Source organism: Microvirga antarctica (genome assembly GCF_017921815.1).
In the GTDB taxonomy this organism is placed as follows: domain Bacteria; phylum Pseudomonadota; class Alphaproteobacteria; order Rhizobiales; family Beijerinckiaceae; genus Microvirga; species Microvirga antarctica.
Window position 1 is genome coordinate 1 of sequence record NZ_JAGEMM010000002.1, and the last position, 25,273, is coordinate 25,273.

The window sequence follows — 25,273 nt, forward strand, 5'->3', positions numbered from 1 at the left end:
CCGTTGCGCCCCGGCCAGAGGTTGAGGACCTCGATGCTGTAACGGCTGAACTGCTGCCAGTTGGCGATGTTCTCATAGATCGTCGGGATGCCGTTAGGGTCGTAGTAGCAGACCATCAGGAGCCGAGCCCGACGGTGACCGGGCCTGTGGCCGAAAGCAGGCTTGAGGTGGTCCAATGCCATGAGAATCATCCAGTATCGTTATCAACCGTGTCGGGTGGAGCGCCTGCTTGGCCGGGCGTCTCGCCCTTCGGGGCCGCGTCAGGGGTTCGCTGCCAGGTTCGCCACCGTCTGCGCCACGGGCATCACTAGCCGACCGGGTGGCCTATTTCCAGCCGGTCGAGGGGTTTTTCCCCGGGCGGGGAGAAGGCAGGGACGGGATAAGGGAAGGCAGGGCGCCGGCAGGCCGGGCCCGGAGTCCCAAAGGGCGGCTCGGGCAGGAACCCGGGCCTTTTGTGCCCGCCTTGTGTCTCCTAAAGCACGAACCACGAGGCATCGACGGCTTTCAGGCCGCTGAGCCGGATCACGGCGTCCACATCGGGATTGGAATCCACATTCAGGAGAATGCGCGTTTCGCCGTCGACCTGCACGGCCTTGATCTGGCCCGCGCCCGTAAACGCGCCCGATCCAATGAACTTGAAGGCCTGGTTGCCGGCAACGCCGCGATTGGCGTCGATGGCCGACAGATTCAGGCGGTCGCCCTGGGCAAAGGAGAAGTCCCGCACCAGGTCGGCGGTCGAGGCGGTGTTGCCTGTCTCGGCGATCGACCGCCAGATGAACACATCCGCGCCTGCGTTTCCGGACAGGATATCCGCGCCCAGGCCGCCCTCCAGCACGTCGTTGCCCGTACCGCCCGACAGAATGTCGTCGCCGCCCTGGCCGGACAGGTGGTCGTTGCCGGCCATGCCGCTCAGCACGTTATTCTCGGCATTGCCGAAGATGAAGTTCTTCTCTGCATTGCCGGTGCCGTAGCGGCCAGAGAGCAGGACGAGATTTTCGACATTGGGCGCCAGCACCCAGCTCACGGTGGAGCGCACAGTGTCGGTGCCGCCATTGGCCTTCTCGATGACCAGATCCTCGAGCGAGTCCGTGTAGTAGATGTCGTTGCCGGCGCCACCTTCGAGCCGGTCCGGCCCGGTATCGCCGATCAGCACGTCGTTGCCGGCGAAACCCTTGAGGAAGTCGCGCCCGGACGTGCCGGTCAGCACATCGCCGTAGGCGGTTCCCGCGAGCGTGTTGACGGTGCTCCACTCCACCACCGAGCTGACGCCGTCATCGCCGATGAAGGAGGTCGTCAGGACGTTGCCGGCCGCGTCATATTCATCGCGGAAGGATTTCCACGGGAGGCTGCCCGCCTGGTCCCAGTCGGTCATCCAGGTCCGGCCGTCGTCGTAGGTTCCGGTCTGCCAGTCCATGGCCCCGGACGCGGTCCGGTAGGTGGTCATGACAGACCAGACTTCCTTGGAGGGGGCCGAGTCGTAATCGATGAGAACCTTGCTCTTGTCGTCGTTGACGATGAGCGTGTAGTCGAGCACCGCATTGCGCACGTTGCCCACATAGGTCGTCTTGACCGCCCAGTCGTACTTGTCGGCCTGGTCCCAATCGATGAACCAGCCGTAGTGCTTTTTGCTCGAGGTATCGAACTCGCCCCAGCGACTGTCGAGCTTGCCGTTCTTGTCGAAGGTGTCGACGATCCGCGTCCAGGGGGCCTTGTGCTTGGTGTCGACCCGGGTGATCCAGGTCGCGCCGCTCGCCGGCATCGGGGTCTTCTGCCCGTCGAGGAAATAGCCCGCCTCCGGGCCGAAATAGAGGCTCTTGATTTCCGCGCTGAGAACGAACGGAAGGTTCGTGGCAGCGAGCGGACGGTTGAAGAATTCGTCCACCTGCGTCTTGTAGGCGGTCTTCGGGTTGATGGACGCAAGATCGACGAACTTGCCCTGCCAGCCGTCGAGAGTGGCTTTCTTCACCACGACGTTCGGCCACTTCGCCCGGGCTTCGGCGGCCGATAGCGGTTTGCCGCCACTCAGGGATTCGAAATAGGTCCCGAAGGTGGGGTCGAAGAACATCCACTTGCCGTTGATGTTGAGCTCGACGGCCGTATGGTTGCCCTGGAAGGGAACGTTGTAGAAGTTCACGGCGCGGCTCTTGATGCCGATTTCCTTGAACAGTTCGGTCATCAGGATCTGGCGCCAGCCGCAGCTTGCGGCGAGCACGTCCGGCACGTTCTCGGCCCCGGTGGGCACCGGGCCGTAGCTGCCGCCTTCAAGGGACGTCCATTCCCAGGCGTTGATGATCTTTGCCAGGTTCAGCGGGTCGGAGCGGTGCGCCCGCACGAAAGCGGCGAGCTTGTCATAGTTTGTCATCGCGTTCCTGACGCCAACCGGCGCGATATTGCTTCAAAGTGGGATACAAGACTAAACTGAAAGCGACCGAACATTCACCCATCGGCGTCTGGGTCGCAAGCGCGCAAAGCATCTGCGGCGATTGTCTAGCTGACGAAACTCCGTATCGTCAACGCCGCAATGCCCATGCGCGCGCGTGCCGCGGATGACGGTTTGAACCAGCAATCCCGAGAAGCTCCCATGACCTACGACGACACCAACATCTTTGCCCGGATCCTGCGCGGCGAATTGCCGTGCCACAAACTCTACGAAACCGATCGGGCCATCGCCATCATGGACATCATGCCGCGCGGCGACGGCCATGTTTTGGTGATTCCCAAGGTTCCGGCGCGCAATATTCTCGATATCGCGCCGGACGATCTCGCCGACCTGATGAAGGCCGTCCAGGTGCTGGCGATCGCCGTCAGGAAGGCGTTTTCCGCCGACGGGGTGACCATCCAGCAATTCAACGAAAGCGCCGGCGGGCAGGTCGTGTTCCACATGCACGTCCATGTGATTCCGCGTATGGCGGGCGTTCCGCTCAAGGCCCATTCGGGCGAGATGGAGAAACCCGACATCCTGGCCGCCGGCGCCGAGAAGATCCGCGCCGCGCTCCAGTAAATGTCCTAGCGGCAGGCGCGTCCGTCAGGCGGCGAGGAGTGTCGCGATCTTCGCGCTGCACGCGCCTGTGCCGTAATCGGTGATGTCCCGCCGGGGCTCATAATCCGGGACGCTCCACAAGCGGTTCCAGCCGGCCTGGACGGTCTCGACCCATTCGGTCTCGTCCCGAAGGGTCACGCAGGGGACCCGGTGGAAATAGGCCTCCTTCTGCAGGCCTCCGGAATCGGTGAAGACGGCAGCCGAATTGTGGGTCAGCCAGGCCATGTCGAGGTAGCCGAGCGGTTCGATGATCCGGATTCCGGCTGGGTTCAGTCCGCTCTTCTCCATGAGTTTGCGCGTACGCGGGTGCAGCGGCATGACGATCGGGGTGTCCTTGCCCCGCTCCGACAGCCACGCGATCACCTTGGCCAATTGGGCCGGATCGTCGGTGTTCTCGGCCCGATGGATCGTGGCGACCGCGTAGGTCTTCGGCGTCAGCCCGTGCCGGGTGAGAATGTCGGACCGCTCGCGCGCCCGCTCCACGGCCGCAATGGTGACGTCGTACATGACGTCGCCCACATGATGGACGCCATGGGTGATGCCCTCGCGCGCGAGATTGGCGACGGCCGTGCGGGTGGGGCAGAGCAGGAGGTTGCTCACGTGGTCGGCCATCACCCGGTTGATTTCCTCCGGCATCTTGCGGTTGAACGAGCGCAGGCCCGCCTCCACATGGGCGACCGGAATGTGCAGCTTGGCCGCAGCCAGGGCGCCCGCCACGGTCGAATTGGTGTCGCCGTAGATCAGGACCCAATCGGGCTTTTCGGCGATCATCACCTCTTCGAGCTTTTCCAGCATCCGGCCGGTCATCGCCCCGTGGCCAAGGCTGTTGACCTCGAGATTGTGGGCCGGAGGCGGAATGTCGAGTTCCTGAAAGAAGACGTCCGACATGGCGGCGTCGAAATGCTGTCCGGTATGAACCAGGATCTCACGGATGTTGCCGTGCGCTGCCAGGGCGTGGCTGACGGGAGCCGCCTTGATGAATTGTGGGCGGGCGCCCACAACGGTCAGAACAGACAACGACATGACAGAGAGCCTTTTCTCGGAACGATTGTCAGCACTTAACCCGTGAGGGCCGCCAAGTCCATCACACCCAGTCGACGGCCCGGCCGACGGCCTTTTCCCAGCCGCTGGTGAGGCGGCGGCGGTCGGCGGCCGGCATGGCGGGCTGCCAGCGCTTGTCGACGGCCCAGTTGCGGACGAGTTCGTCGGTGCCGGTCCAGAAGCCGGTGGCAAGGCCCGCCGCATAGGCGGAGCCGAGAGCCGTCGTCTCGATGACCCGGGGCCGCACCACGGGCACATCGAGGATGTCGGCCTGGAACTGCATGAGCAACTCGTTCACCACCATGCCGCCATCGGTGCGCAGCTCCTTGACGGCGATGCCGGTGTCCTTTGCCATGGCGTTCAGCACTTCGAGAACTTGAAAAGCGGTCGCTTCGAGGGCGGCGCGGGCGATGTGGCCCTTGTTGGCATAGCGGGTGAGGCCGCCGATGAGGCCGCGGGCGCCGGCGTTCCAGTGCGGCGCGTAGAGGCCAGAGAAGGCCGGCACGATGGTGACGCCGCCGTTATCCGGCACCGTGCGGGCCAGCGGTTCGATATCCGTGCTGTGACGGATCAGCCCGAGATTGTCGCGCAGCCACTGGACCAGCGCGCCCGCGATGGCGATCGAGCCTTCCAGCGCATAGACCGCCTTGGCCTCGCCGAACCGGTACCCGACTGTGGTCAGCAGGCCGTGGCTCGACGGGTAAGGCGTCTCGCCGGTGTTCATCAGCATGAAGCAGCCGGTGCCGTAGGTGTTCTTGGCCTCGCCCGGGGTGAAGCAGGCCTGGCCCACGAGGGCCGCCTGCTGGTCCCCGAGGATTCCCGCAATCGGGACGCCGGCGAGCAGGCCGGTGGCTTCCCCATAGACCTCGCTGGACGACACGATGGTGGGCAGGCACGCCGCCGGGATCTGGAACAGGGCGAGAATCTCCGCGTCCCATTGCAGGGTGCGGATATCCATCAGCTGGGTCCGGCTGGCATTGGTCACGTCGGTGATGTGGCAGCGTCCGCCGGTGAGGTTCCACACCAGCCAGGTGTCGACGGTGCCAAACAGGAGGTCGCCCGCCTCGGCCATCTTTCGGGCGTTCGGGACAGTGTCGAGGAGCCAGCGGAGCTTCAGCCCGGAGAAGTAACTGGTGAGCGGCAGGCCGGTCTTGTCGCGCAGCCGGTCATGGCCGCCATCGCGGGCGTATTCGGCCACGATGGAATCGACGCGGGTATCCTGCCAGACGAGAGCATTGTGCAGCGGTTTTCCGGTCCGCTTGTCCCAGATCAGCGTGGTTTCGCGCTGGTTGGTGATGCCGATGGCGGCGAGGTCCTGCGGTTTCAGGCGCCTCTTCGCCAGCGCCTCTTCGATCACCGTCTCGGTGTTGCGCCAGATCTCGGCCGGGTCATGCTCGACATAGCCCGCCTGCGGATAGATCTGCGCATGCTCTTTCTGAGCCACGCTGACGATTGCGCCGGCGCGATCGAACACAATGAAGCGCGAACTGGTGGTGCCCTGGTCGATTGCGCCCACGTAGTTGGCCATGGAAATCCCCCCGGAGGTCTTTAGATCGGGCGCGGTGGCGCGCCTCTTATTGTGCGGCGACGGACGCGGTGCTGCGCTTTGCCAGATAGGCGTCGATCCGCGCGGCAGCGCCCTCCGGCACATGAAGGCCGAGCTTGGAGCGGCGCCAGAGGATGTCCTCGGCCGTGCGCGCCCATTCATGGGCCACCAGATAATCGACCTCCGCGGCCGTCAATCCGGCGCCGAAATCCTCGCCGAGCTCCGCCATCGACGTCGCCGACCCGAGGAGATGGGTGATGCGGGTGCCGTAGGCGCGGGCGAGGCGATGGGCGAGCGGCCGGTCCAGGAAGGGGAATCGGGCCGTGACGGTCGCGAAAAAGCGTTCGAAATCCGCATCCGGCATGTCACCGCCGGGGAGTTTCGCGGTCTCGGTCCAGGACGGCGTCATGGCCGGGAAGAAATCCTTCAGCTGCTCGAGGGCATGCTCGGCGAGCTTGCGGAAGGTCGTGATCTTGCCGCCGAAGATCGACAGCACCGGCGCCTGCTGGTTCGGTGCATCGAGCTCGAACACATAATCGCGGGTCACCGCCGAGGCGTTGCTGGAGCCGTCGTCGAAGAGCGGCCGCACGCCCGAATAGGTCCACACCACGTCGGCGGGCCTGATCTCCCGCTTGAAGAAGTGGTTGATGGCCTCGCAGAGATAGCGAATCTCGTCGTCGGTGATTTCCACCTTCTTGTCGGGCACTGCCTCGACCGGGATGTCGGTGGTGCCCACCAGGGTGAACTTGCCCTGATAGGGGATCGCGAACACGATCCGCTTGTCCTTGTTTTGGAGGATAAAGGCCTGATCGCCGTCAAACAGCTTGGGCACCACGATATGGCTGCCCTTGACGAGGCGCACGTGCTTGGCGGTGTTGAGCCCGAGCTTGGTGTTGAGGACCTCGGCCACGAACGGGCCGCCCGCATTGACGATGGCCTTGGCGCGAATTTCGGAAGTCTCGCCGGTTCGCGTGTCCTGGAGCACCGCGAGCCAGCCATCGCCGTCGCGGCGGGCCGAGGCGAGCTTGGTGCGCACCCGGATATCGGCCCCGCGCTCGAACGCATCGAGCGCGTTCAACGCCACCATCCGGCTGTCCTCGACCCAGCAATCCGAATACACGAAGGCGGTGTCGAAGCCGGGCTTCAGCGCTTGGCCGGCCGGGTGGCGGGTGAGGTGGATGGTCTCCGTTCCCGGCAGCCGTTTGCGGGGCGCTATATGGTCGTAGAGAAAAAGCCCGAGCCGGACGAACCAGGCGGGGCGGATGCCCTTCTCGTGCGGCAGGATGAAGCGCAGAGGCCAGATGATGTGCGGGGCTGCCTCCAGCAGGCGCTCGCGCTCGATCAGCGCCTCCCGCACAAGGCGGAATTCGTAATATTCGAGATAGCGCAGGCCGCCATGGATCAGCTTGGTGCTGGCCGACGAGGTATAGCCCGCAAGGTCGGCCTGCTCGCACAGCACGACGGAGAGGCCGCGGCCGACCGCGTCCCGCGCAATGCCTGTCCCGTTGATGCCGCCGCCCACGATCAGAAGATCGGTCATTGTCGCCACGAAACGCGTCTTTCCTCGAAGCCGGACCGCCCGGCGCATTGGACATGATTTCTTTGGCCAGCCAAGGCAAGCAAATTCTAGCCTCCGTCGCGGTCGACCCTCAACGGTCTCTTGTAACGACCAAGTTTACCACAAAGGCCAGGAGGGAGCCGAGGGCCGTGATGGAGCACAGCACGGCTACCGCGGTGTAGTTCCCCCACCATCCCCACAGGGCCCCGAAGGCGAAAGGGGCGGCCGATTGGGCAAGCCGCACAGGCATGGCGATCATGCCCTGGACCGTGCCGTAATCCCCATGGCCGAACATCTCCTGGGGCAGCAGCGCCCGCACGATGGTCAGCATGCCGCTTGACGCTCCGTAAAGGCCTGCGAACAGAAAAACCACCCAGGACCCGGCGGGAATGAGGGGCAGCAGGCCGAGGGCGAGCGTGCTGAGTATCATTGCGACCGTCCCAATGCCCTTGAGGCTCATGGCCCGGTCGCCGAAGCCGGTGACAAACCGCGCCGCCACCTGGGCCGGCCCGATGACCGTGTAGGCCGCCACCGCCTCCTCGAGGCTGAAACCGCGCTCCACCAGCAGCGGGATCAGGTGGATCGGCAGGCCCGTCGAGACGATCCCCTGCAACACCGCCATCGTGACGAAGCACCAGAAAGCGGGCAGTCTCAGAATGCGGCGAGGGTGCCGCTCGGGAGTGGCCTCCCCCAGCGGCGCCTGCGGTCGCGCAAGACTCGCGGCCCGCGGGATGCTCACCACATGAAGCGCGGCGCAAATGGCGAGGTTGACGAAAGCCAGGATCAGCAGCGCGCCCCGCCATCCATAGGCCTCGATCAGCACATGGGTCAGCGGGACGAACACCGTGCTGGAAAAGCCCGCGATCAGGGTCAAGACGGTGATGCCCCGCCGGGCCTGGAATCCGAGCCGGAGCGCCAGAACGGCGAAGCCGGATTCGTAAAGGACGGCGCTCATGCAGGCGCCGAGCCCCACCCAGATCAAGAGGAACAGCCGGTAATCCGACACGCGGGACCACAGGACGAGGAGAATGGCCGCGAGAATCGAGCCGCTGGTCATGACCATACGGCCATAACCCTTGTCGATGAGCCGGCCCACCGGCACGGCGAAGACCGCCGAGGAGACGAGGGCGAGGGAATACGCCGCCGTCAGCGCCGCCTTCGACCAGCCAAGGTCCTGCTCCATGGGATCGATGAGCAGGGCGAAGGCATAGAAGAGTGTTCCGTAGGAGACGAGTTGCGTCACGGACAGGGCCGTCACGAACCCCCACGGCATCGGTTTCGACTGCGACATCGCGTGCTGCACCTCGTCATCATCGCCGGACAAAAGCTCTCGGACAATCCGGGCCGCACTATGCGATACAGCATATCATATCAGCGCCAGCGCTTGACGAACAGCGCGGTATCCGCCATATGCACAGCACGGCGTCAGCGCTCCGTCGAGGAGCCGCTTGAGTGGGGCTGCGTGACGGATATCCGCCTGAGGGTGGAGGCCCGGCCCCTTTCTTCAATCGCTTGACCGCTCGACTGCCCCATCACGCGGGCGGTCGCCAGGAGCCCGGCAGCGCCCGTCTTCCAACACGATTTGGCATGACGAACTTGGCCTTTTTGGCTCATTTTTCTGCTCGAAAGACACACACTTTGACTCTTTTCACCGATTTCGGATTGGCCCAGCCGATCCTGAAGGCGCTTGCGACCGAAGGCTATGAGAAGCCCACCCCGATCCAGGCGCAGGCCATTCCCTATGTGATGGCCGGCCGCGATATCTGCGGCATCGCCCAGACGGGCACCGGCAAGACGGCGGCCTTCGCGCTGCCGATCCTGCACCGCCTGACTGAAAACCCCCGCGCGCCGGTCCGCAAGGGCTGCCGCGTTCTCGTGCTCAGCCCCACCCGCGAACTGGCAAGCCAGATTGCCGACAGCTTCCGCACCTATGGCCGCAACCTGAAACTGACCACCTCGGTCGTGTTCGGCGGCGTGGCCATCGGTAAGCAGGAGCGTGACCTCTCGTTCGGCGTCGACGTTCTGGTGGCGACCCCCGGTCGCCTGCTCGATCTCATCGATCGCCGGGCGCTCAGCCTGCGCGACGTCGAGATCCTCGTCCTCGACGAGGCCGACCAGATGCTCGATCTGGGCTTCATCCACGCCCTCAAGCGCATCGTGACGATGCTGCCGAAGGATCGCCAGACCCTGTTCTTCTCGGCCACCATGCCGAAGACGATCTCGTCGTTGGCCGACACCTTCCTGCGCGATCCCGCCCGCGTCGCCGTGACCCCGGTCGCGACGACCGCCGAGCGTGTCGAGCAGAGCGTCATGTTCGTGTCCGCCGGACGCAAGCAGGCGCTGATCGAAACCGTTCTGCAGGATCCGGCCATCGAACGCGTCCTGGTCTTCAGCCGCACCAAGCACGGCGCGGACAAGATCGTGCGCGGGCTCGAGAAAGCCAGCATCAATGCGGCGGCCATCCACGGCAACAAGTCGCAGCCGCAGCGTGAGCGGGCGCTCGCGTCCTTCAAGTCCGGCTCCTGCCGGGTGCTTGTCGCCACCGATATCGCGGCGCGGGGCATCGACGTCGACGGCGTCAGCCACGTGATCAACTACGATCTGCCGAACGTGCCGGAATCCTACGTCCACCGCATCGGCCGCACGGCCCGTGCCGGGGCGACGGGCATCGCCATGTCGTTCTGCAACGATGAAGAGCGGGCGTTCCTGCGCGACATCGAGAAGCTCACGCGCCTGAAGGTGCCGGTCGCTCCGCTTCCGGAAGGCTTCCAGGCCGGCCCCGTGGCGGGCGAGCGGGAAGAACCCCGCGAGCCGCGTCGTCCGCAGCAGGCTCAGCGTCCGCGCTCGGCCCCGCATGCCCGTGGCAACACGGGACACGGCGCGCCGCGCAATCCCGATCCCAATGCGGATCGCGGTCCGAAGCGTCATCGTCCCCGCGGCGCAAAGCCGTTGGGCGGCCAGACGAGCGGCGGTCAGCGTCAGCCCCAGGCAGCCCGCGCCGGCGAATCCCGCGGCGATGGCCGTCAGGTGTCCTGGCTCGACAAGGGTCCGCGCGGCCGGTAACGGCAACGCCATCCTGTGAATTGAAAAGGCGCCCTCGCGGGCGCCTTTTTCTTGGGTCGAACGGCGTGTCGGGATGGCACGGTCTCGTCCGTCTCGCCTCAATGATACGGGTCGGCCGCGTCGCGCAACCCATCGCCCATGAAGTTGAAGGCGAGCACCACGACCACCACCGGGATGATCGGGAAGAGCAGCCAGGGATGAAGCTGCACCGCCGCCAGATTCTGCGCCTCGTTGAGCAGGACGCCCCACGAGGTGATGGGCGGGCGCAGGCCGAGACCGAGGAATGACAGGGCGGTCTCGCCGAGGATCATCGACGGGATCGACAGGGTCGCCGACGCGATCAGGTGGCTCATGAAGTTCGGAATGAGATGACGCGCGATCACCCGCTGTTTCGATGCGCCCATCAGTTCGGCGGCCTTCACGAAATCCTCCTCGCGCAGCGACAGCAGTTTCGAGCGCACCGCACGGGCGAGCCCCGGCCAGTCGAGAAGGCCGAGAATGATCGTGATGCCGAAGAAGACGAGGATCGGGCTCCAGTTGGCCGGCAACGCGGCCGACAAGGCGAGCCACAGGGGCAATTCCGGCAGCGAGCGCAGGATTTCGATCATGCGCTGGATCACATGATCGACCCAGCCGCCGAGATAGCCGGCAAGACCGCCGAAAAACAGACCAAGCGTGAACGACACCGCGATGCCGACGATGCCGATGGTAAGCGAAATCCGCGCGCCATAGATGATCCGCGACAGCAGATCGCGTCCGAGCCGGTCGGTGCCGAGCACGAACAAAGTGCCGTTCTCCGGCGGACAGAAGAGGTGCACGTTGCCGGGAATGAGACCCCAGAAATCATAGCCATCGCCGCGGCAGAAGAAGCGCACCGGCTGCGGCGTCGTCTTGTCGACGGTGTAGACCCGCCGGAAGCTCTCCAGGTCGAAGGTGAACTTGTAGGGATAGACGAAGGGCCCGACCAATCGGCCATCGTGAAAGAGGTGCACGGCCTGCGGCGGCGCATAGAGGAAATCGCCGTTGCGCTTGGTCTGGTTGTAGGGCGCGATGACCTCGACAAAGGGAATGAGCGCATAGAAGGCGAGCAGGATGAAGGCCGCCGCGACGGCAACCCGGTGGCGGCGGAATTTCCACCACATCAGCCGCCAGGACGAGGCGCGGTAGAAGCTCTCGCTCTCCGACCCCATCGGTTCGGTCGCGCCGGGGTCGAAGGGGCGTTGATCCACATAATGCGGGGTGAGCGACACGGGCCCGTTCATCGGCCGCCTCCCATCCGGATGCGCGGATCGAGCCAGGCCAGCAACAGGTCGGAGACCAGCATGCCGACGACTGTGAGGATCGCGACGAACATCAGGATGAAGCCTGCGAGAAATTGATCCTGCGTCTTGAGGGCGCTGAGCAGGATCGGACCGACGGTCGGCAGGGAGAGCACGAGCGAAACGAGCACGGAGCCCGATACCAGATGCGGCAGCAGGTTGCCGATATCGGAGATGAAGGGATTGAGCGACATGCGGAACGGATATTTCAGCAGCGCCTTGCGGGCGGTGAGGCCCTTGGCCTTCGCCGTCACGTAATACTGCTTGCCGAGCTCGTCGAGAAGATTGGCCCGCATGCGCCGGATCATGGCCGCCGTGCCGCCAAGCCCGATGACGAGCGTCGGCACGATGAGATGCGTGAGAAGCGACTGGATCTTTGGCCACGTCCACGGCTGGCCCGCATACTGCGCATCATAGAGTCCGCCGATCGACACGCCGAACCAACGGTTCATGTAATAGAGCAGGATCAACGCCAGCAGGAAGCTCGGCGTTGCCAGCCCGATATAGCCGATGAAGGTCGCGATGTAGTCGCCGAGCGAATATTGCCGGGTCGCCGAATAGATGGCGATGGGGATCGACACCAGATGGATGAAGATCACGACGGCGAAATTCACCAGTAGCGTCAGCCACAGGGCATCGCCCACCACCTCCATGACGGGGCGGTCATATTCGAACGACCAGCCCCAATCCCCCTGCAGAAGACCCGAGAACCCGTTCTGGCCGGGCATGAACCCCACCCAGACCATGTATTGCTCCCAGACGGGACGATCGAGTCCGTATTGCTTGATGAGGAACTCGGCCTTGGCCACGGATGCGGATTCGCCCTGCGCCCGCAGCTCGGCAATCTGGTTGGTGAGGAAGTCGCCGGGCGGAAGTTTGATGATGAAGAACACGAGCGCCGAGATGATCAGGAGCGTCACGCACATGGTGACGAACCGACGCAACAGGAAACGGATCATCGGCGAGCCTCTTTCTGCACGGCTTTATTCCAGAACATTTCGTCGATGCGGTAGATGCCGATCATGGCCGTCGGCTCGAACGAATAGAGAGCCTTCTTCGGCAACCCCTGCAGGCCATTGCGAACCACGATCGGCTGCAGCGCGCCGGCTACTGTCCCGATCGTCCATTGATTGTCCACGTGGTTCTGCAGGATCTCGGTCCAGGCCTCGGCCTGCACGGTGCGGTCGCCCGTGTTCATCCACACATTATAGATCTCGAGCAGGCGCTTGGCCGCCGGGATATCGACCGCTTCGCCATTCTTGCCCTTGGTCTCGATATACTGGCCCCATTTCGACCAGGCGTAATTGTCTTGGCGCATGGGCGCGAACTCAGTCGGCGGCATGATGGCGGTGGGGATCGCGTTGTCGAAACCCTGGCCGGCGACCATCGTCGTCAAGCCCGCGAAGACCCGGTTGCGCATGACAGTCCGATCCTGCGGCTTGACGAACAGCTTGACGCCGACCTCGCGCCAGAACTCGGTGATGAGCGTCAATCCGTCGACCACCAGGCTGCTCTCGCCATCGGTCTCGACGATGATCTCAAGTTCGCGGCCATCCGGCAGAAGCCGGATCCCTGCCGAGTTGCGCTGGGTCAGGCCGATGGAATCGAGCAGCCGCGAGGCTTCCCCCGGATCGTAAGTTGCGTTGGTGGTGCGCAGGCCCGGCTGCGACAGCGGGCTTTCGGCCATGATGGTGTTGTTGCCCTCGATGCCGAGCCCGAACAACAGGGCGTTGTTCAGGGTCTTGCGGTCGATGCTCAGCGACAGCGCACGGCGATAGCGCACGTCCCGATTGAGCGTGCGCCACACTGGATCGGTCGCGTTGAGGTTGGGAAACAGCGCCAGCTCCGAGCCGCGCGCATAGGGCCAGAGCAGCGTCGTGTAGCCCTGAATTTTCTCGCCCTGCTTCAGCACCGGAATATCGGCCATCGACAGGCCGCGGAAGAGCAGATCGACTTCGCCCGCATTGGCTTTCGCGGCGAACAACCCGCTCGCCGACACGTCCATGATGACCCGGTCCACATAGGGAAGCTGCTGCCCCTTGGGGTCGACCCGGTGATAATAGGGATTGCGCTCGAACACGAAGCGGGTGGCGGGCGCCCGGTTGGTCACGCGCCATGGCAGCAGCACCGGCAGATCGGGATTCGTCTGCTCCTTCATGTCATCGACACGATTGTGAAGGGCTGCCCACGATTTGAGTTTTTGAGCCTTGGCGGCCTCTTCGAGCTTCGCCTTGTCGGCGTATTTGGCATGGAAGAGCTTGAGATAGTGAGCCGGCCGGTAAATACCCGGATCGACCGCCGCCGCCAGTTGCGGCAGGAAGCGCGGATTGGGGTTGTCCCAGGTGTAGCGCACGTGACGCGCGTCGAGCACCTCGAATTTCGCAGGCTTCCCGCCTGCCATCATGAATTCCGGGACGCCGGCGGGCGACAGGTCCTTGTTGTTGACGAGGTCTTCCCAGTAATAGCGGAAATCCTCCGCCGTGAAGGGCTGGCCGTCGGACCACCGGTGGCCTTCGCGAAGCGTGAAGGTGAAGACGCGGTCGTCCACGTTGTCGACCGCTTCCAGCAGATCGGGCTTCAGCTCGAGCTGGCGGTCGTACCCGACGAGCCGGGTATACGCATAGGTGGTGATGTAACGGATGTCGCGGGCGCGCGGGACGAGCGTGATGATGTCGCCGCCGAATTGTCCTGCCTGCCCGCCGAGGGGTTCGGAGACGAGGGGCGCAAGCGGCAGGCGCTCGTTGACCGGTGGCAGTTCCTTGCGCGCGACCTTCTCGGCAAGCGACGGCGCTTCAGTGAAATCCACCGCGCCCGCAGGGCTGGCGAGCAGGCCGAGGACACACAATGCCATCAGGGCGGGAAGGCGGGTGAGGGGGGCCATCATGCTGCTTCCTTCGCGGCTGCGGTTCCGAGCCTGACCTTATGGCCGGGCTCGATCTCGCTCATGTGTCCAAATTCTCCGGGGGCGAGCCGGAACGGCGCCGGCCATTGCGACGGATCGGCGAACCGGTCGGCGCGCAGCTTCTCGAAGTTCAGCGGCCGGTCGATGTCGGGGTCGGGCACGGCTGCGAGCAGCGCCTGCGTGTAGGGATGCACAGGGTTGCGGAACAGCGACGTCTTGGGCGCTTCCTCGACGATGTAGCCCCGGCACATGACGGCGATGGTGTCGGCGATGTAATCCACCACCGCGAGATTGTGCGACACGAACAGGTAGGACAGGCCGAGCGCCGATTGCAGGTCCTTCAGGAGGTTCAGCACCTGCGCCTGGACCGAGACGTCGAGCGCCGACACCGGCTCGTCGCAGATCAGCACGCTGGGCTCGAGCGCCAGCGCGCGCGCGATGCCGATACGCTGACGCTGACCCCCGGAGAAGGAGTGCGGGTAGCGCCGCAGCACACGCTGGTCGAGACCGACCATGTCGAGGAGTTGCTTGGCGCGCGCATAGCGCTCGTCGGGCGTGCCGATATTGTGGATGCGCAGCGGTTCGGTCAGCAGCTCGTACACTGTCATGCGCGGGTTGAGCGACGAGAATGGATCCTGGAAAATGAACTGGACGTTGCGTCGATACGCGGTCAGCGCGTCGCCCTGAAGGGCGTGCACGTCCTTCGGCCCGCTGCCATCGTCGAACAGCACACTGCCCGCATCCGGGTTCATGGCCCGCATGATGATCTTCGACACGGTCGTTTTTCCGCAGCCGGATTCGCCCACAAGCCCGAGGGTCTTGCCGGCCGGCAGAGCGAGGTCGACGCCGTTGACCGCGTGGATGGTGCGGAGCTGCCCGGAAAACCAGCCTGAGCGGAGCGTGAAGGTCTTGGTGAGGTCCTTGGCTTGCAGAATCGGGCCGGCCGTCGCGATGCGCCGCGGCGCGCCGCCGGGCGCCAGTCCGGTGCTTTTCACTTCGCGGATGGGCGTCAGCCGCTCGCCCTCCGCCATGGCAAAGCGCGGCACCGCGCGCATCAGCGCCTGGAGGTAGGGATGCTGCGCCTTGCGGAACAGATCGTCCCGCGTGCCGGCCTCCATCACCCGTCCGCGATACACCACCACCACCTCGTCGGCGACATTGGCCACAACGCCCAGATCGTGGGTGATGAGGAGCACCGACATGCCGGTTTCGACCTGAAGCTCCTTGATCAATTCGAGGATCTGCGCCTGCGTGGTCACGTCGAGAGCCGTCGTCGGCTCGTCGGCGATGAGGAGCGCCGGTCGCGTGATCAGCGCCATCGCGATCATGGCGCGCTGGCGCAAGCCGCCGGACAGCTCGAACGGATAGGTCGTGAGCGCGCGCTGCGGATCGGGAAAGCCGACACGGGCCAGCGCGTCGATCGTGTGCTGGCGGGCTGCGGCTTTGTCGCTGTCGATGTGGGTGAGATAGGATTCCGAAATCTGGTCGCCGATCGTGTGCAGGGGCGACAGCGATGTCATCGGCTCCTGGAAGATCATGGCGATGCGGCCGCCGCGCATGCCGCGCATCGCCGCACTGTCCGACCCGAGCCCCGCGATATCCACGCCCGTGTCACGGTTGGGATCGTGAAATACGATCTGCCCGGCCGTGATGGTCGCCTGCTTCGGCAGGATCTGGAGGATCGCTTGGGCGGTGATGGACTTGCCGGAGCCGGACTCCCCCACCAGCGCGACCGTCTTGCCGCGCGGAATGTCGAACGTCAAACCATCCACCGCCCGGAAATCTCCGGACTCGGTCACAAAATCCACCGACAACTGGCGGATCGACAGGAGTGGCTTATCCATCGGCTTCTCCACGAGACGGCGCATCATAGGACGACAATGCGCAACATCTCGACGACGTTTCACGCGTTGTCACACCATAACTTTCAAGAGTCCCGAAGAGAAGGCCAGATCGGGACAGGAAAGCGAGCAATTCCTCACAGAATGCCCAGATTTTCGCATCATGCACGAGATGATGGGTGAGCAGGCCGATGGGTTCCCCCACAGCCTTGCCCGCATTCCGGCCGTCGATGGCGGAAGCCAGGGCTGCGATCAGCTCCGGCACCGGTGCCAGTGAGCGGCTTCCATGCCAGTCAATCGGATCCACATGCGTGTTGATCTGGACAAGCCCCGGCGCCGGAAAGGCGCATTCGCGGTCGCGGAACGTCGACAGACCCGCATAACCGGCCTCCGCCAGATGAGAGACGAGCGCAGGCGCGATCCGGTTCCACGGTGGAACGAACACCGGAAGGATGGCCGGGAAGGCGGATTCCAGTTTTCGCAAGCCCGCAGCGGCCTGCGCTGCCATCGTCGCCATCTCGCGATGGGCTCCGAATTCCGCTTTCTTCGCGGTCGCGGGAGCGTGGTTGTCGTGAGCCCAGCCGTGCACAAGCACCTGCACGCCTGATTCGCCCAGGAGACGCTCCGCCAGCGAGGCCTCCCATGCGGCCGGGATCACCGCCAGGGCGAGGGGGGCGTCATAGCGACGGGACAGCTGGAGCAGGCTGTCGAGTGCCGGACTGGCCGCCACCGCGTCGTCGTCCCGCCACCAGAAGGCGGGCTCATAGCCTGTCCCCCGCGCTCTCGCGATGGCCTCGCTCAGGATGGACCAGTTGATCGGCGACGGATGGCTGGCGGGCGCGCCAAGCCTCCGCGCGATCGTCACGCTGCGGGCGGCGCCGTCGAGCGCGATTGTCGCTGCGGGCGGAAGCGGGGAGGCCAGGGCAACCTTCACGGCCTGCGCGAGGGAAGGCCCGCCAAGCGCGCTCTCGGGGAGGAGGTGTGCGAGGCCAGCCGCCTGAAGGCGCTCTGCCCGCAGGCGCTGCTCCGTCTCGCGACCGCCCTCGAACGGCACCAGAACCGAGCGGACGCCGGTGCGCAGCAGATCGATGCTCGTGTTGTAGCCCGCCTGGCTGACAGACACCTCCGCACCCGCCAGCAGACCGCGAAAGTCGGGCCTCGCACGATCGACCGTCACATGGGCAGGAGCCGCCTGCCGCAGGGCCAGAAAATCGGCCTCGGTCACGGCGCGGCCAACAAGGACGTGCCAGGGGTGATCCGGGACGATGCTCGCGGCCGAGAGGGCCGCCCTGAAGAGCGGCAATCCGGCCGGGCTGGAGCCGCCCGAGACGACAATGCCATTTCGCTCGACGACCGGCACAGGCGCCACGTCCTCATCCACGTAGCCCGTCTCGTGGATCAGCGCCCGCACCCGGTCGCCCACGGGCCAGGAAAGGTCAAGGGTTGAAAGCGCCGGATCGCCGTGCACGAGAATGCCGTCATAGAAATCATCGAGCCGCGTCTCGGCTTCGGCGACGCGGCCGGGTTTGGCGGGCGCCACCAGGATGTCGCGCACCGATGATAGAACGAGCGGGCGTGGATCGAGCGCCCGGGTCGCGCGCAGCAGGGCGAGGAATTCGTCGGCGAGACCGCGTCGGCCGAGGGGAAACAGTTCGGTGATGAGAATGGCGGGGGCGATTTCGATCACCGTCTCCCGCAACAACGCCCGCCGGGCGTGAAGGAGCGCAACCGTGACAGGCGCGCCGCGCTCGTCGAGCAGCTCCGAAAAACGCGCCTCGCGGACCTGAACGGGCGGCAGCTGGATGAACGTTACGCCCGGGGGCGGGGCTGTCGGCATTGGCATCCCGCCGGAGACGAGGGTCGTCTCATAGCCGGACGCCGCGAAGGCGCCGGCCAGCGCGCGGGCGCGGGTGAGGTGGCCTGCTCCCAGCAGATGGGTCACGACGATGAGAACGCGCCCACTCATGCGGCGCTTTTCCCGAGCAGGGGACACAGGCTCTCGCGCAGACGGATCGCAGCGTGGGCCAGCGTTCGCTCGCTTTCGACGAAGAGGCGGGCGGCCCCGCCCATGGACCGGCGTCGGGTCGGGTCCGCCATCAGTCCGCCGAGCGCGTCGGCGAAGGCCTGAGCATCGCCCGGCGCCGTCAGGCAGCCGGTCCGGCCATCCTGCATGACGGCCGCCACGCCGCCGAAATCGCCCGCCACCACTGGGATCCCGGCGCTCTGCGCCTCCAGCAGCACCATGCCGTACGCCTCGTTGACGGCGGGCCAGACGAACAGATCCGCGTTGCCGTAGAACGCGCGCAACGACCCTCCCTCGCGCGTCCCGTGAAAGCGGACGCGCGGGCCCAACGGGGCGAAGAGCGCTTCGATCTCAGGGCGCGCTTCGCCGTCGCCCACCACCTCGAGGGTCCAGGAAACATCTTCGATCCGGGCCAGGGCGGCGGCGAGGATGCGATAGGATGCGGCCTTGTCGCCAGGGCGCATCATCGCGACCGTGAGCAGGCGCAAAGGTTCGTCCGGCGCTGCGGTGCGAGAGATGGGGGCGTCCCGGTCGGAGAGGTCGAGGAACGGCGGCAGGTCGACGATCCGTTGCCCGGCCGGCCGGTCCCGGGCGAGCGCGTCGCGGTCATTGGCCGTCATGGAAAAGATCACATCGGCCCGGTCCAGCGCCAGCACGGCGCCCCGGTGGCCGAGCGCCCAGGGTCCTGTCGCCCGCTTGCCAGCGCGGGAGCCCTCAGCGATCACGTAGGGGATGCCGAGGGCATCGGCCACGGGCGGACCGATCCAGTCCGGAGCCTTGTAATAGACGTGATAGGTGAACCAGAGCACGGGCCGACATTCGGGCGCGAGCCGGCGATAAGAGGTAACGAGCCGATCCGCTTCCCGCAGGCAAGCATCGCGAATTTGCCCCTGCGCGGCCGGGTCGCCCCGTCCGTCACGGGTGCGCAGATCGCTCGCGCGGTCAGGCGAAAATCCAGCCGCCTGCAGGGCTTTCAGCAGTAGCCGCGCCATGGTGCGGTCGCCCGACGGGGAGGGATGGTCCGGGCTTTTCAAGGGCGCATAGAACGCGACGGGGCCCAGGTCCGTCACGCGGGCAGCCTGACGGGCAGAGCGGGATCGAGGATCTGGCGGAAGCGCTGGTCGAGCAGATCGATGCCGCCATCCATGGAGAAATCGTGCCGCAACCGCGCAAACGCGGATTCGGCCAGCCGGTCCCGCCGCTCCGGCTCGCGCGCCAGAAGGTTGATGGCGTTCGACAGGCTCCCCCAATCGCCCGGCGGCACGAGAACGCCGTCCTGCCCGTCCCGGATGAACTCGGGGATGCCGGCGAAGTCGCTGGCGACGATGGCAAGTTTCTGGCTGGCTGCTTCCATCAGCACATTGGGCAGGCCATCCCGATCCCCCGACGCGGCCTTCTTGGAGGGCAGCACGAACAGATCCGCCTCGCGCAGCAAAGCCACGATGTCGGGCTGCGCCTTCGAGCCCAGGAAGGCGACCCGGTCGGAAAGGCCGCTCGCCTCGGCCTGCGCCTTCAGGGTCTTGAGCAGATCGCCGCCGCCCACATGGGCAAAGCGCCAGTGAAGATCCGCAGGCAGGGCGGCCAGCGCCTGCAGCAGATCGCCAAAGCCCTTCTTGGCCACCGCCCGGCCGACCGACACGATCCGCACCGGATCGGCCGGGTCCGACCCGTCCCGCCGGGACCCTTCCGCGCGGGGGGCGGGAAACCGCGACAGGTCGAGGCCATGATAGACGAGGGTGATGCGCTCAGCCGTTGGGCTCAGGGCCTGAAGGTGCTCGGCTCCTTGCGCCGTGCAGGTGACGCCCCAGAGCGCGGCGGCGAGCTTCTCGCGCTTTTCCCAGTCCGGCGTCGTCCAGATGTCCTTGGCGTGGGCCGAGAAGGTCCAGCTCCGCCCGGTCAGCAGGGCCGCATAGCGCACCACCGAGGCGGGCGTGTGCAGGTAGTGGGAATGGATGTGCCTGACCGCGGCGGGCAACTCACGGCCCATCACGACCGCCTGCCCGAGACGGCGGATGCGGTTGGCGGTGCGATCGCGCTTGAAATCGGCCCAGAAGGTCCGAATTACGGCGCCGAAGGCAGGCTGTCGGATGGCGAAGGCGAGGCCGCGCAGCACCCGCAGGGGTTCCTCGTAGAGGTATTCCGGGAGGTAGCTGACCTTCGCGCGGATCTTGCGGTTCATGGGATGAACCGCCGTCTCGGTCGGGTGCCGCAGGGACCAGATCTCGAGGCCGAGGCCGCGCTCCTCCAGGGCCAGGATCTCCTGGGCGATGAAGGTCTCGGACAGGCGCGGATAGCCCTTCACGACGACGGCAATCCGCCGGGCTTCACGAGACAGGGACATCCGGGCTGCTTACTCGGCCGCCTGCGAGGCGGACAGATAGGCCGGCGACTGGGTCAGGGCCTTCAGGCGCTCCTGCACCCGGTCGAGGCCGTCGAGCATCCCCGGCACCGTGACCTCGGAGGGACGAGGCTGGGTAGCCAGGCGCCGGAGGGCCTCCGCCATCCGCTCGGGCGTGCGGGGTTCAGTGTAGTCGCTGAGCATGCTCACAAGTCCCAGCCGCTCGGCTTCCACGGCGCGGATATGCTGCTCGAGCCGTGGGCGGGTTCTCGGGACAATGAGCGCGCGCTTGTCGAAGGACAGGATTTCGCAAAAGGTGTTGTAGCCGCCCATGGCGACGATGGCCGTGGCCTTCTCCATCAGGTGTTCGATCTTGTTGTCGAACGACATGGCGTCGAGCTTCGGCTGCCGGGCGATGCGCTCCATGAAGTTGCGCCGTTGATCGCGATTGACGAAGGGGCCAAACAGGATGACGGCGGGCATCTCCGGCCCGACCTCGGCCTCATAGGCCGAAATCACCCAGTCGATGAGATCGTCGCCATCGCCGCCGCCGCCCGTCGTCACGAGGATGAAGGGCTGCCGGGTGATCTTGGGGTAGCGCATGAGCGAGGGCGTCGCCGGGACCTCCCGACGCAGATACCCCGTATAGGTGATCCGCTCTTCCACGTCGGCCGGCAGGTCGAGGGCTGCCAACGGCTCGTAGACGTCCTTGAGGCCGTAGACCCAGATCTCGTCGTAATAACGGATCAGCGCGTCGCGGGCGCCCTTGCGCTCCCATTCGGGGACCAGCAGCGCCGGCTCGTCCATCACGTCGCGGATGCCGAGGACCAGGTGACAGCCGGTCCTTTCGAGGTATTCGAGCGCCGGCACGACCTCGCCGCGAAAGCCGGTCGGCTCCTTGTCGACGATGAAGACATCGGGCCGGAACGACTTGACCGCCTGCAGGATCAGCGCTTCGCGCAGGCCCACGGCCTCGTCGAGATCAACGTTCAGGTTGAGCGAGCGGTAGTCGCCGTCGGGCAACTTCGTAACGCCCGGGATACGGATGTAGTCCACGCCGCTGCCGAATTCGAAATTGCCGATCACCGGCGAGCCGGAGATGATGACCACCGAGGTCTCGGGGCATTCCTCGACGATTGCATTGGCGATCGCCCGCGAGCGGCGCAGATGGCCGAGCCCGAAGGTGTCGTGGCTGTAAATGACAACGCGCGAGGCGCGCTGGCGCCATGGCGGAGACTTTGCCGTTAGAGGTTCCATCATCACGTCCATGACCAGGCTGCCATTTAGGCACTTTTACCGACGGTGTCGACTGACGTTAAGACACAGACTTCCGAGGTTGCAAGAGCGGCGGTCAAACTAGACAAGGCTGCCGTTGAAAAGGGAGACGCACGAACGAAAGAGACTATGGATCGTCAAAGCGTTGGTGATATCGTCCGGCCAATGGAAAAGAGCCTGTTCCGTTATATCTGGACCCACTCCAAGCGCGACCAGATCCTTGTCTGCGGCGTCGTTCTGGTGTCGCAGCCGTTCTATTTTGCCTCACTCGATCTTCCGCGCCAGATCGTCAACCAGGCTATTCAGGGGGAGGCCTTTCGCGATGGGCAGGCGACCGCGCCCTTTCTTCCCTTCACCTTGAGCCTTCCCGGCTGGCTCGGAGGTTCCTCGTGGCACATCTTCGAGGGCTTCCAGGTCGGCCGTATCGGCCTGCTGCTCGGGCTCTCCTGCCTGTTCCTGTTCTTCGTCATCGTCAACGGGGCGTTCAAATACTGGATCAACGTCGCCAAGGGGGTGCTCGGAGAGCGCATGCTGCGGCGGCTGCGGTTCGACCTGTTCACCATGGTCTTGCGTTTTACGCCGGAGGCGCTGCGGACGGTCAAATCGTCGGAGACCGCCACCATCATCAAGGACGAGGTGGAGCCTGTCGGGGGCTTCATCGGCGATGCCTTCATCACGCCGGTCTTCCTTGGCATGCAGGCGCTGACGGCGTTGTTCTTCATCATGGTGCAGCATATCTGGCTGGGCCTGATGGCGTTGGCCGTCGTGGCGATCCAGTTCACCATCATTCCCCGCATGCGGCGCGAATTGCTACGGCTCGGAAGGCTGCGCCAGATCTCGTCGCGGGAATTTGCCGGGCGTATCGGCGAGGTTCTCGACGGCATCGAGGCCGTGCACGTTCATAACGCCTATGGCTGGGAGCGCGCCGAGATCGGCCACCGGCTCTACCAGCTCTTCGACCTGCGGCTGCAGATCTACAATCGGAAATTCATCGTCAAGTTCGTCAACAATTTCCTGTCGCAGCTGACGCCGTTCTTCTTCTATTCGATCGGCGGGTATCTCGCCATTCGCGGCACCCTCGACATCGGTCAGCTGGTGGCCGTCATCGCGGCCTATCGCGAATTGCCGCCGCCCCTGAAGGAGCTCATCGACTGGGATCAGCAGCGTCTCGACGTGCAGGTGAAGTACGACCAGGTCGCCCAGCACTTCTCGGAGGAGCGCCTCGCGCCAATCCTGCTCGGCAAGGACGAGGCGGTCGACGAGGAGCCGCTGGGAGGGCCGCTCGTGGCCGAGGATCTGCGGGTTGCCGATCCCCATGGGGGCATGGTTCTCGACGGGGCGTCGTTCGAGATTCCGCTGCCCGCCGAGGTGGCGCTTATCTCCGGCGGCAGTGCGGCTGCCAGCATCACCGCCCAGATCATCGCGCGCCGCATGCTCTCGTTCGGCGGACGGGTGCGGCTGGGCGAGCGCGACATCGCCCAGATCCCGCTCGCCACCGCCGGCCGCAGGCTCGCTTATGCGGGCATCGACCCGATCCTCTTTCCCGGCAGCATCCGCGACAATCTCATCTACGGCCTGCGCCATTCGCCGGTCGGCAAGTTCAAGGAAGACGAGCGGGAGGCCCTGCGCCGGATCAAGGAAGCGCAGCGCACGGGCAATCCGATCGACAACATCTCAGACCAGTGGATCGACTACGAGCTGGTGGGGGCGAAGGACGAGGAAGACCTCGATCACATTCTCATCGACCTGATGAAGAAGGTTGGAATGGGAACCGAGATCTACCTGTTCGGCCTCGCCGGCAGGATCGATCCCGAGCGCGACCCCGACTTTGCCGCGCGTCTCGTCGAAGGACGACAGCGGTTGCGCGAGACGTTCCAGGCCGAGGGGATGGGCGACCTCGTGGAGCCGTTCGATCCGCGCCAGTTCAACGACCAGTCGACCATCGCCGAGAACATCCTGTTCGGCGTGCCGACATCGGACGCGTTCCGCGGCCGTAACCTTGCCGAGAACCCGAGCTTCCGGAAAGCCATCGACGAGGCGGGCCTGTTCGACGATCTCGTCCATATGGGCATCCAGATCGCCGAGACGATGACGGAGATCTTCGAGGGACTTCCGCCGGGCCATTCCTTGTTCGAGCAATTCTCGTTCATCGGCGCCGAGGAGCTGCCGGAATTCGAGGCGATCCTGCGCCGGCGACGGGGCTCCGACGATTCGCTCACCGGCGAGGACCGCACGCGCCTCCTGTCGCTGCCGCTTGCCTATATCGAGGCCCGCCATCGTCTGGGACTCATCGACAGCCACCTGAAAGTTCAGGTCGTCCAGGCCCGCGGCCTCGTGCGGACCGAATTCGAGACGGCCGAGGCGGGCGTGGAATTCTACGACCCCGCGAAGGTCTGCTCGGCCGCTCCGGTGCGCGACAACCTGCTTTTCGGCCGCGTGAGCTACCGGGTCGCCAACGCCCAGGCCCGTGTGGCCGAAGCCATCGCGGCGATCGTCAAGGAACTCGGTCTCCTCGAAGAGATCGAGCGGGTGGGTCTCGACCGGCAGGTGGGCACGGCCGGCCGGCTTTTGACCGCTCAGGAACGCGCCAGCGTCAATCTGGTGCGGTGTCTGGTGAAACGCCCCGACATCCTGGTCATCGACGGCGCGCTGGCGCCATTCGACGAGACGCGGGCGCAACAGATGATCAGCCTGCTCATCGAGCTTGGCCGGGGCCGGAGCCTTTTCATGGTTCTGCCGAACGAGCGACAGGCGAGCGGGTTCGATATTCTGATGCGCTTTGGCGACGGAAAGATTACCACAGAGACGAAAGCCTTGCAGGCGCCCGGCCCATCCGAGCCGAACGCCGCGCAGGCCGAAGAAATTGCAGGAGAGGTTGCATGACCCTTGAAGCCGAAGTTCAATCCTTGCGGCAGGTTCCGATGTTCAAGGACATCGACCCCGCCCGCCTGAAACTTCTGGCCTTCACCAGCGAGCGCGTGCAGTTCGCGGACCGGCAGCGTTTCTTCTCCCAAGGCGACACGTCGGACTCGGCCTATGTGATCCTTGACGGGCGAGCGGATGTCCTGCTCACCACGCCCACGGGCGAGATCAAGGTGGCGGAGCTGGAAAGCAATGCGCTGGTGGGCGAGATGGGCATCCTCTCCGATACCCCGCGTTCCGCCACGATCGTCGCGTCAGAGCCCACGACGGCGCTTCGAATCGACCGCCGGGTGTTTCTCGAGCTTCTGGCGCAGTTCCCCCAGATGGCTTTGGCCGTGATGCGGGAGCTGGCCAAGCGTCTTGAACAGACAAACGCGAAACTCGTCGCGAAATCGGGATCCTAAT

General features: G+C 65.2%; 18 protein-coding genes. 4 read left to right on the forward strand and 14 right to left on the reverse strand.

Going from position 1 to position 25,273, the window contains the following annotated elements:
- Positions 1 to 182, reverse strand: a 182-nt coding sequence (locus J4G32_RS07345; protein ID WP_210485554.1) for a hypothetical protein, incomplete at its 3' end; no start/stop codon positions are given.
- A 290-nt stretch (positions 183 to 472) separates the two neighbouring features.
- Positions 473 to 2,362, reverse strand: coding sequence for a calcium-binding protein (locus J4G32_RS07350; RefSeq protein WP_210485555.1), 1,890 nt, complete (start codon positions 2,360 to 2,362; stop codon positions 473 to 475).
- A gap of 219 nt (positions 2,363 to 2,581) precedes the next feature.
- Here J4G32_RS07350 and J4G32_RS07355 point away from each other — a divergent pair, with 219 nt between their 5' ends.
- Positions 2,582 to 3,001 (forward strand): HIT family protein, encoded by a 420-nt coding sequence (locus tag J4G32_RS07355; RefSeq protein ID WP_210485556.1) that lies wholly within the window; start codon positions 2,582 to 2,584, stop codon positions 2,999 to 3,001.
- Positions 3,002 to 3,025: 24 nt separating this feature from the next.
- Here the strand turns inward: J4G32_RS07355 and wecB are convergent, their stop codons facing one another.
- The 4 genes from wecB to J4G32_RS07375 all read right to left on the reverse strand — a co-directional run bounded on the left by wecB (position 3,026) and on the right by J4G32_RS07375 (position 8,476).
- Positions 3,026 to 4,063, reverse strand: a complete 1,038-nt coding sequence (wecB, locus tag J4G32_RS07360; RefSeq protein WP_210485557.1) for a non-hydrolyzing UDP-N-acetylglucosamine 2-epimerase — start codon at positions 4,061 to 4,063, stop codon at positions 3,026 to 3,028.
- A gap of 61 nt (positions 4,064 to 4,124) precedes the next feature.
- Positions 4,125 to 5,609, reverse strand: coding sequence for a glycerol kinase GlpK (gene glpK / locus J4G32_RS07365; RefSeq protein ID WP_210485558.1), 1,485 nt, complete (start codon positions 5,607 to 5,609; stop codon positions 4,125 to 4,127).
- 46 nt (positions 5,610 to 5,655) lie between these two features.
- A complete protein-coding gene (locus J4G32_RS07370) occupies positions 5,656 to 7,176 on the reverse strand; it encodes a glycerol-3-phosphate dehydrogenase (protein WP_210485559.1) in 1,521 nt (506 codons plus the stop codon).
- Positions 7,177 to 7,276: 100 nt separating this feature from the next.
- Positions 7,277 to 8,476 carry an MFS transporter gene (locus tag J4G32_RS07375; RefSeq protein WP_210485560.1) on the reverse strand — a complete coding sequence of 400 codons (1,200 nt, stop codon included), beginning with the start codon at positions 8,474 to 8,476 and terminating at the stop codon, positions 7,277 to 7,279.
- Positions 8,477 to 8,823: 347 nt separating this feature from the next.
- Here J4G32_RS07375 and J4G32_RS07380 point away from each other — a divergent pair, with 347 nt between their 5' ends.
- The gene (locus J4G32_RS07380; RefSeq protein ID WP_210485561.1) at positions 8,824 to 10,248 is read left to right on the forward strand and encodes a DEAD/DEAH box helicase; all 1,425 of its coding nucleotides are present in this window, start codon (positions 8,824 to 8,826) and stop codon (positions 10,246 to 10,248) included.
- A gap of 98 nt (positions 10,249 to 10,346) precedes the next feature.
- Here the strand turns inward: J4G32_RS07380 and J4G32_RS07385 are convergent, their stop codons facing one another.
- The 8 genes from J4G32_RS07385 to J4G32_RS07420 are packed head-to-tail and all read right to left on the reverse strand — an operon-like array spanning position 10,347 to position 21,928.
- A complete protein-coding gene (locus tag J4G32_RS07385; RefSeq protein ID WP_210485562.1) occupies positions 10,347 to 11,510 on the reverse strand; it encodes an ABC transporter permease in 1,164 nt (387 codons plus the stop codon).
- Positions 11,507 to 12,526 (reverse strand): ABC transporter permease, encoded by a 1,020-nt coding sequence (locus tag J4G32_RS07390; protein WP_210485563.1) that lies wholly within the window; start codon positions 12,524 to 12,526, stop codon positions 11,507 to 11,509. Before J4G32_RS07390 ends, J4G32_RS07385 begins: the two co-directional genes overlap by 4 nt.
- Entirely contained in the window at positions 12,523 to 14,451 is a 1,929-nt protein-coding gene (locus tag J4G32_RS07395; RefSeq protein WP_246504906.1) for an ABC transporter substrate-binding protein, read from the reverse strand. Before J4G32_RS07395 ends, J4G32_RS07390 begins: the two co-directional genes overlap by 4 nt.
- The gene (locus tag J4G32_RS07400; protein WP_210485564.1) at positions 14,448 to 16,313 is read right to left on the reverse strand and encodes an ABC transporter ATP-binding protein; all 1,866 of its coding nucleotides are present in this window, start codon (positions 16,311 to 16,313) and stop codon (positions 14,448 to 14,450) included. The genes J4G32_RS07395 and J4G32_RS07400 overlap by 4 nt, the downstream gene beginning before the upstream one ends.
- Positions 16,306 to 18,276: a glycosyltransferase gene (locus J4G32_RS07405; RefSeq protein ID WP_210485565.1), complete on the reverse strand. Its 1,971-nt coding sequence runs from the start codon at positions 18,274 to 18,276 to the stop codon at positions 16,306 to 16,308. The genes J4G32_RS07400 and J4G32_RS07405 overlap by 8 nt, the downstream gene beginning before the upstream one ends.
- Positions 18,273 to 19,403, reverse strand: a complete 1,131-nt coding sequence (locus tag J4G32_RS07410; protein WP_343232608.1) for a glycosyltransferase family 4 protein — start codon at positions 19,401 to 19,403, stop codon at positions 18,273 to 18,275. Before J4G32_RS07410 ends, J4G32_RS07405 begins: the two co-directional genes overlap by 4 nt.
- Positions 19,400 to 20,674: a glycosyltransferase family 4 protein gene (locus J4G32_RS07415; RefSeq protein ID WP_210485566.1), complete on the reverse strand. Its 1,275-nt coding sequence runs from the start codon at positions 20,672 to 20,674 to the stop codon at positions 19,400 to 19,402. The genes J4G32_RS07410 and J4G32_RS07415 overlap by 4 nt, the downstream gene beginning before the upstream one ends.
- 9 nt (positions 20,675 to 20,683) lie before the next feature.
- Entirely contained in the window at positions 20,684 to 21,928 is a 1,245-nt protein-coding gene (locus J4G32_RS07420) for a glycosyltransferase family protein (RefSeq protein WP_210485567.1), read from the reverse strand.
- 147 nt (positions 21,929 to 22,075) lie between these two features.
- On the opposite strand from J4G32_RS07420, the gene J4G32_RS07425 reads away from it, so the two are divergent.
- Both J4G32_RS07425 and J4G32_RS07430 read left to right on the forward strand, forming a co-directional pair.
- Entirely contained in the window at positions 22,076 to 24,829 is a 2,754-nt protein-coding gene (locus J4G32_RS07425; RefSeq protein WP_246504907.1) for an ABC transporter ATP-binding protein, read from the forward strand.
- The gene (locus tag J4G32_RS07430; RefSeq protein WP_210485568.1) at positions 24,826 to 25,272 is read left to right on the forward strand and encodes a Crp/Fnr family transcriptional regulator; all 447 of its coding nucleotides are present in this window, start codon (positions 24,826 to 24,828) and stop codon (positions 25,270 to 25,272) included. Before J4G32_RS07425 ends, J4G32_RS07430 begins: the two co-directional genes overlap by 4 nt.
- Position 25,273: the final 1 nt, after the last annotated feature.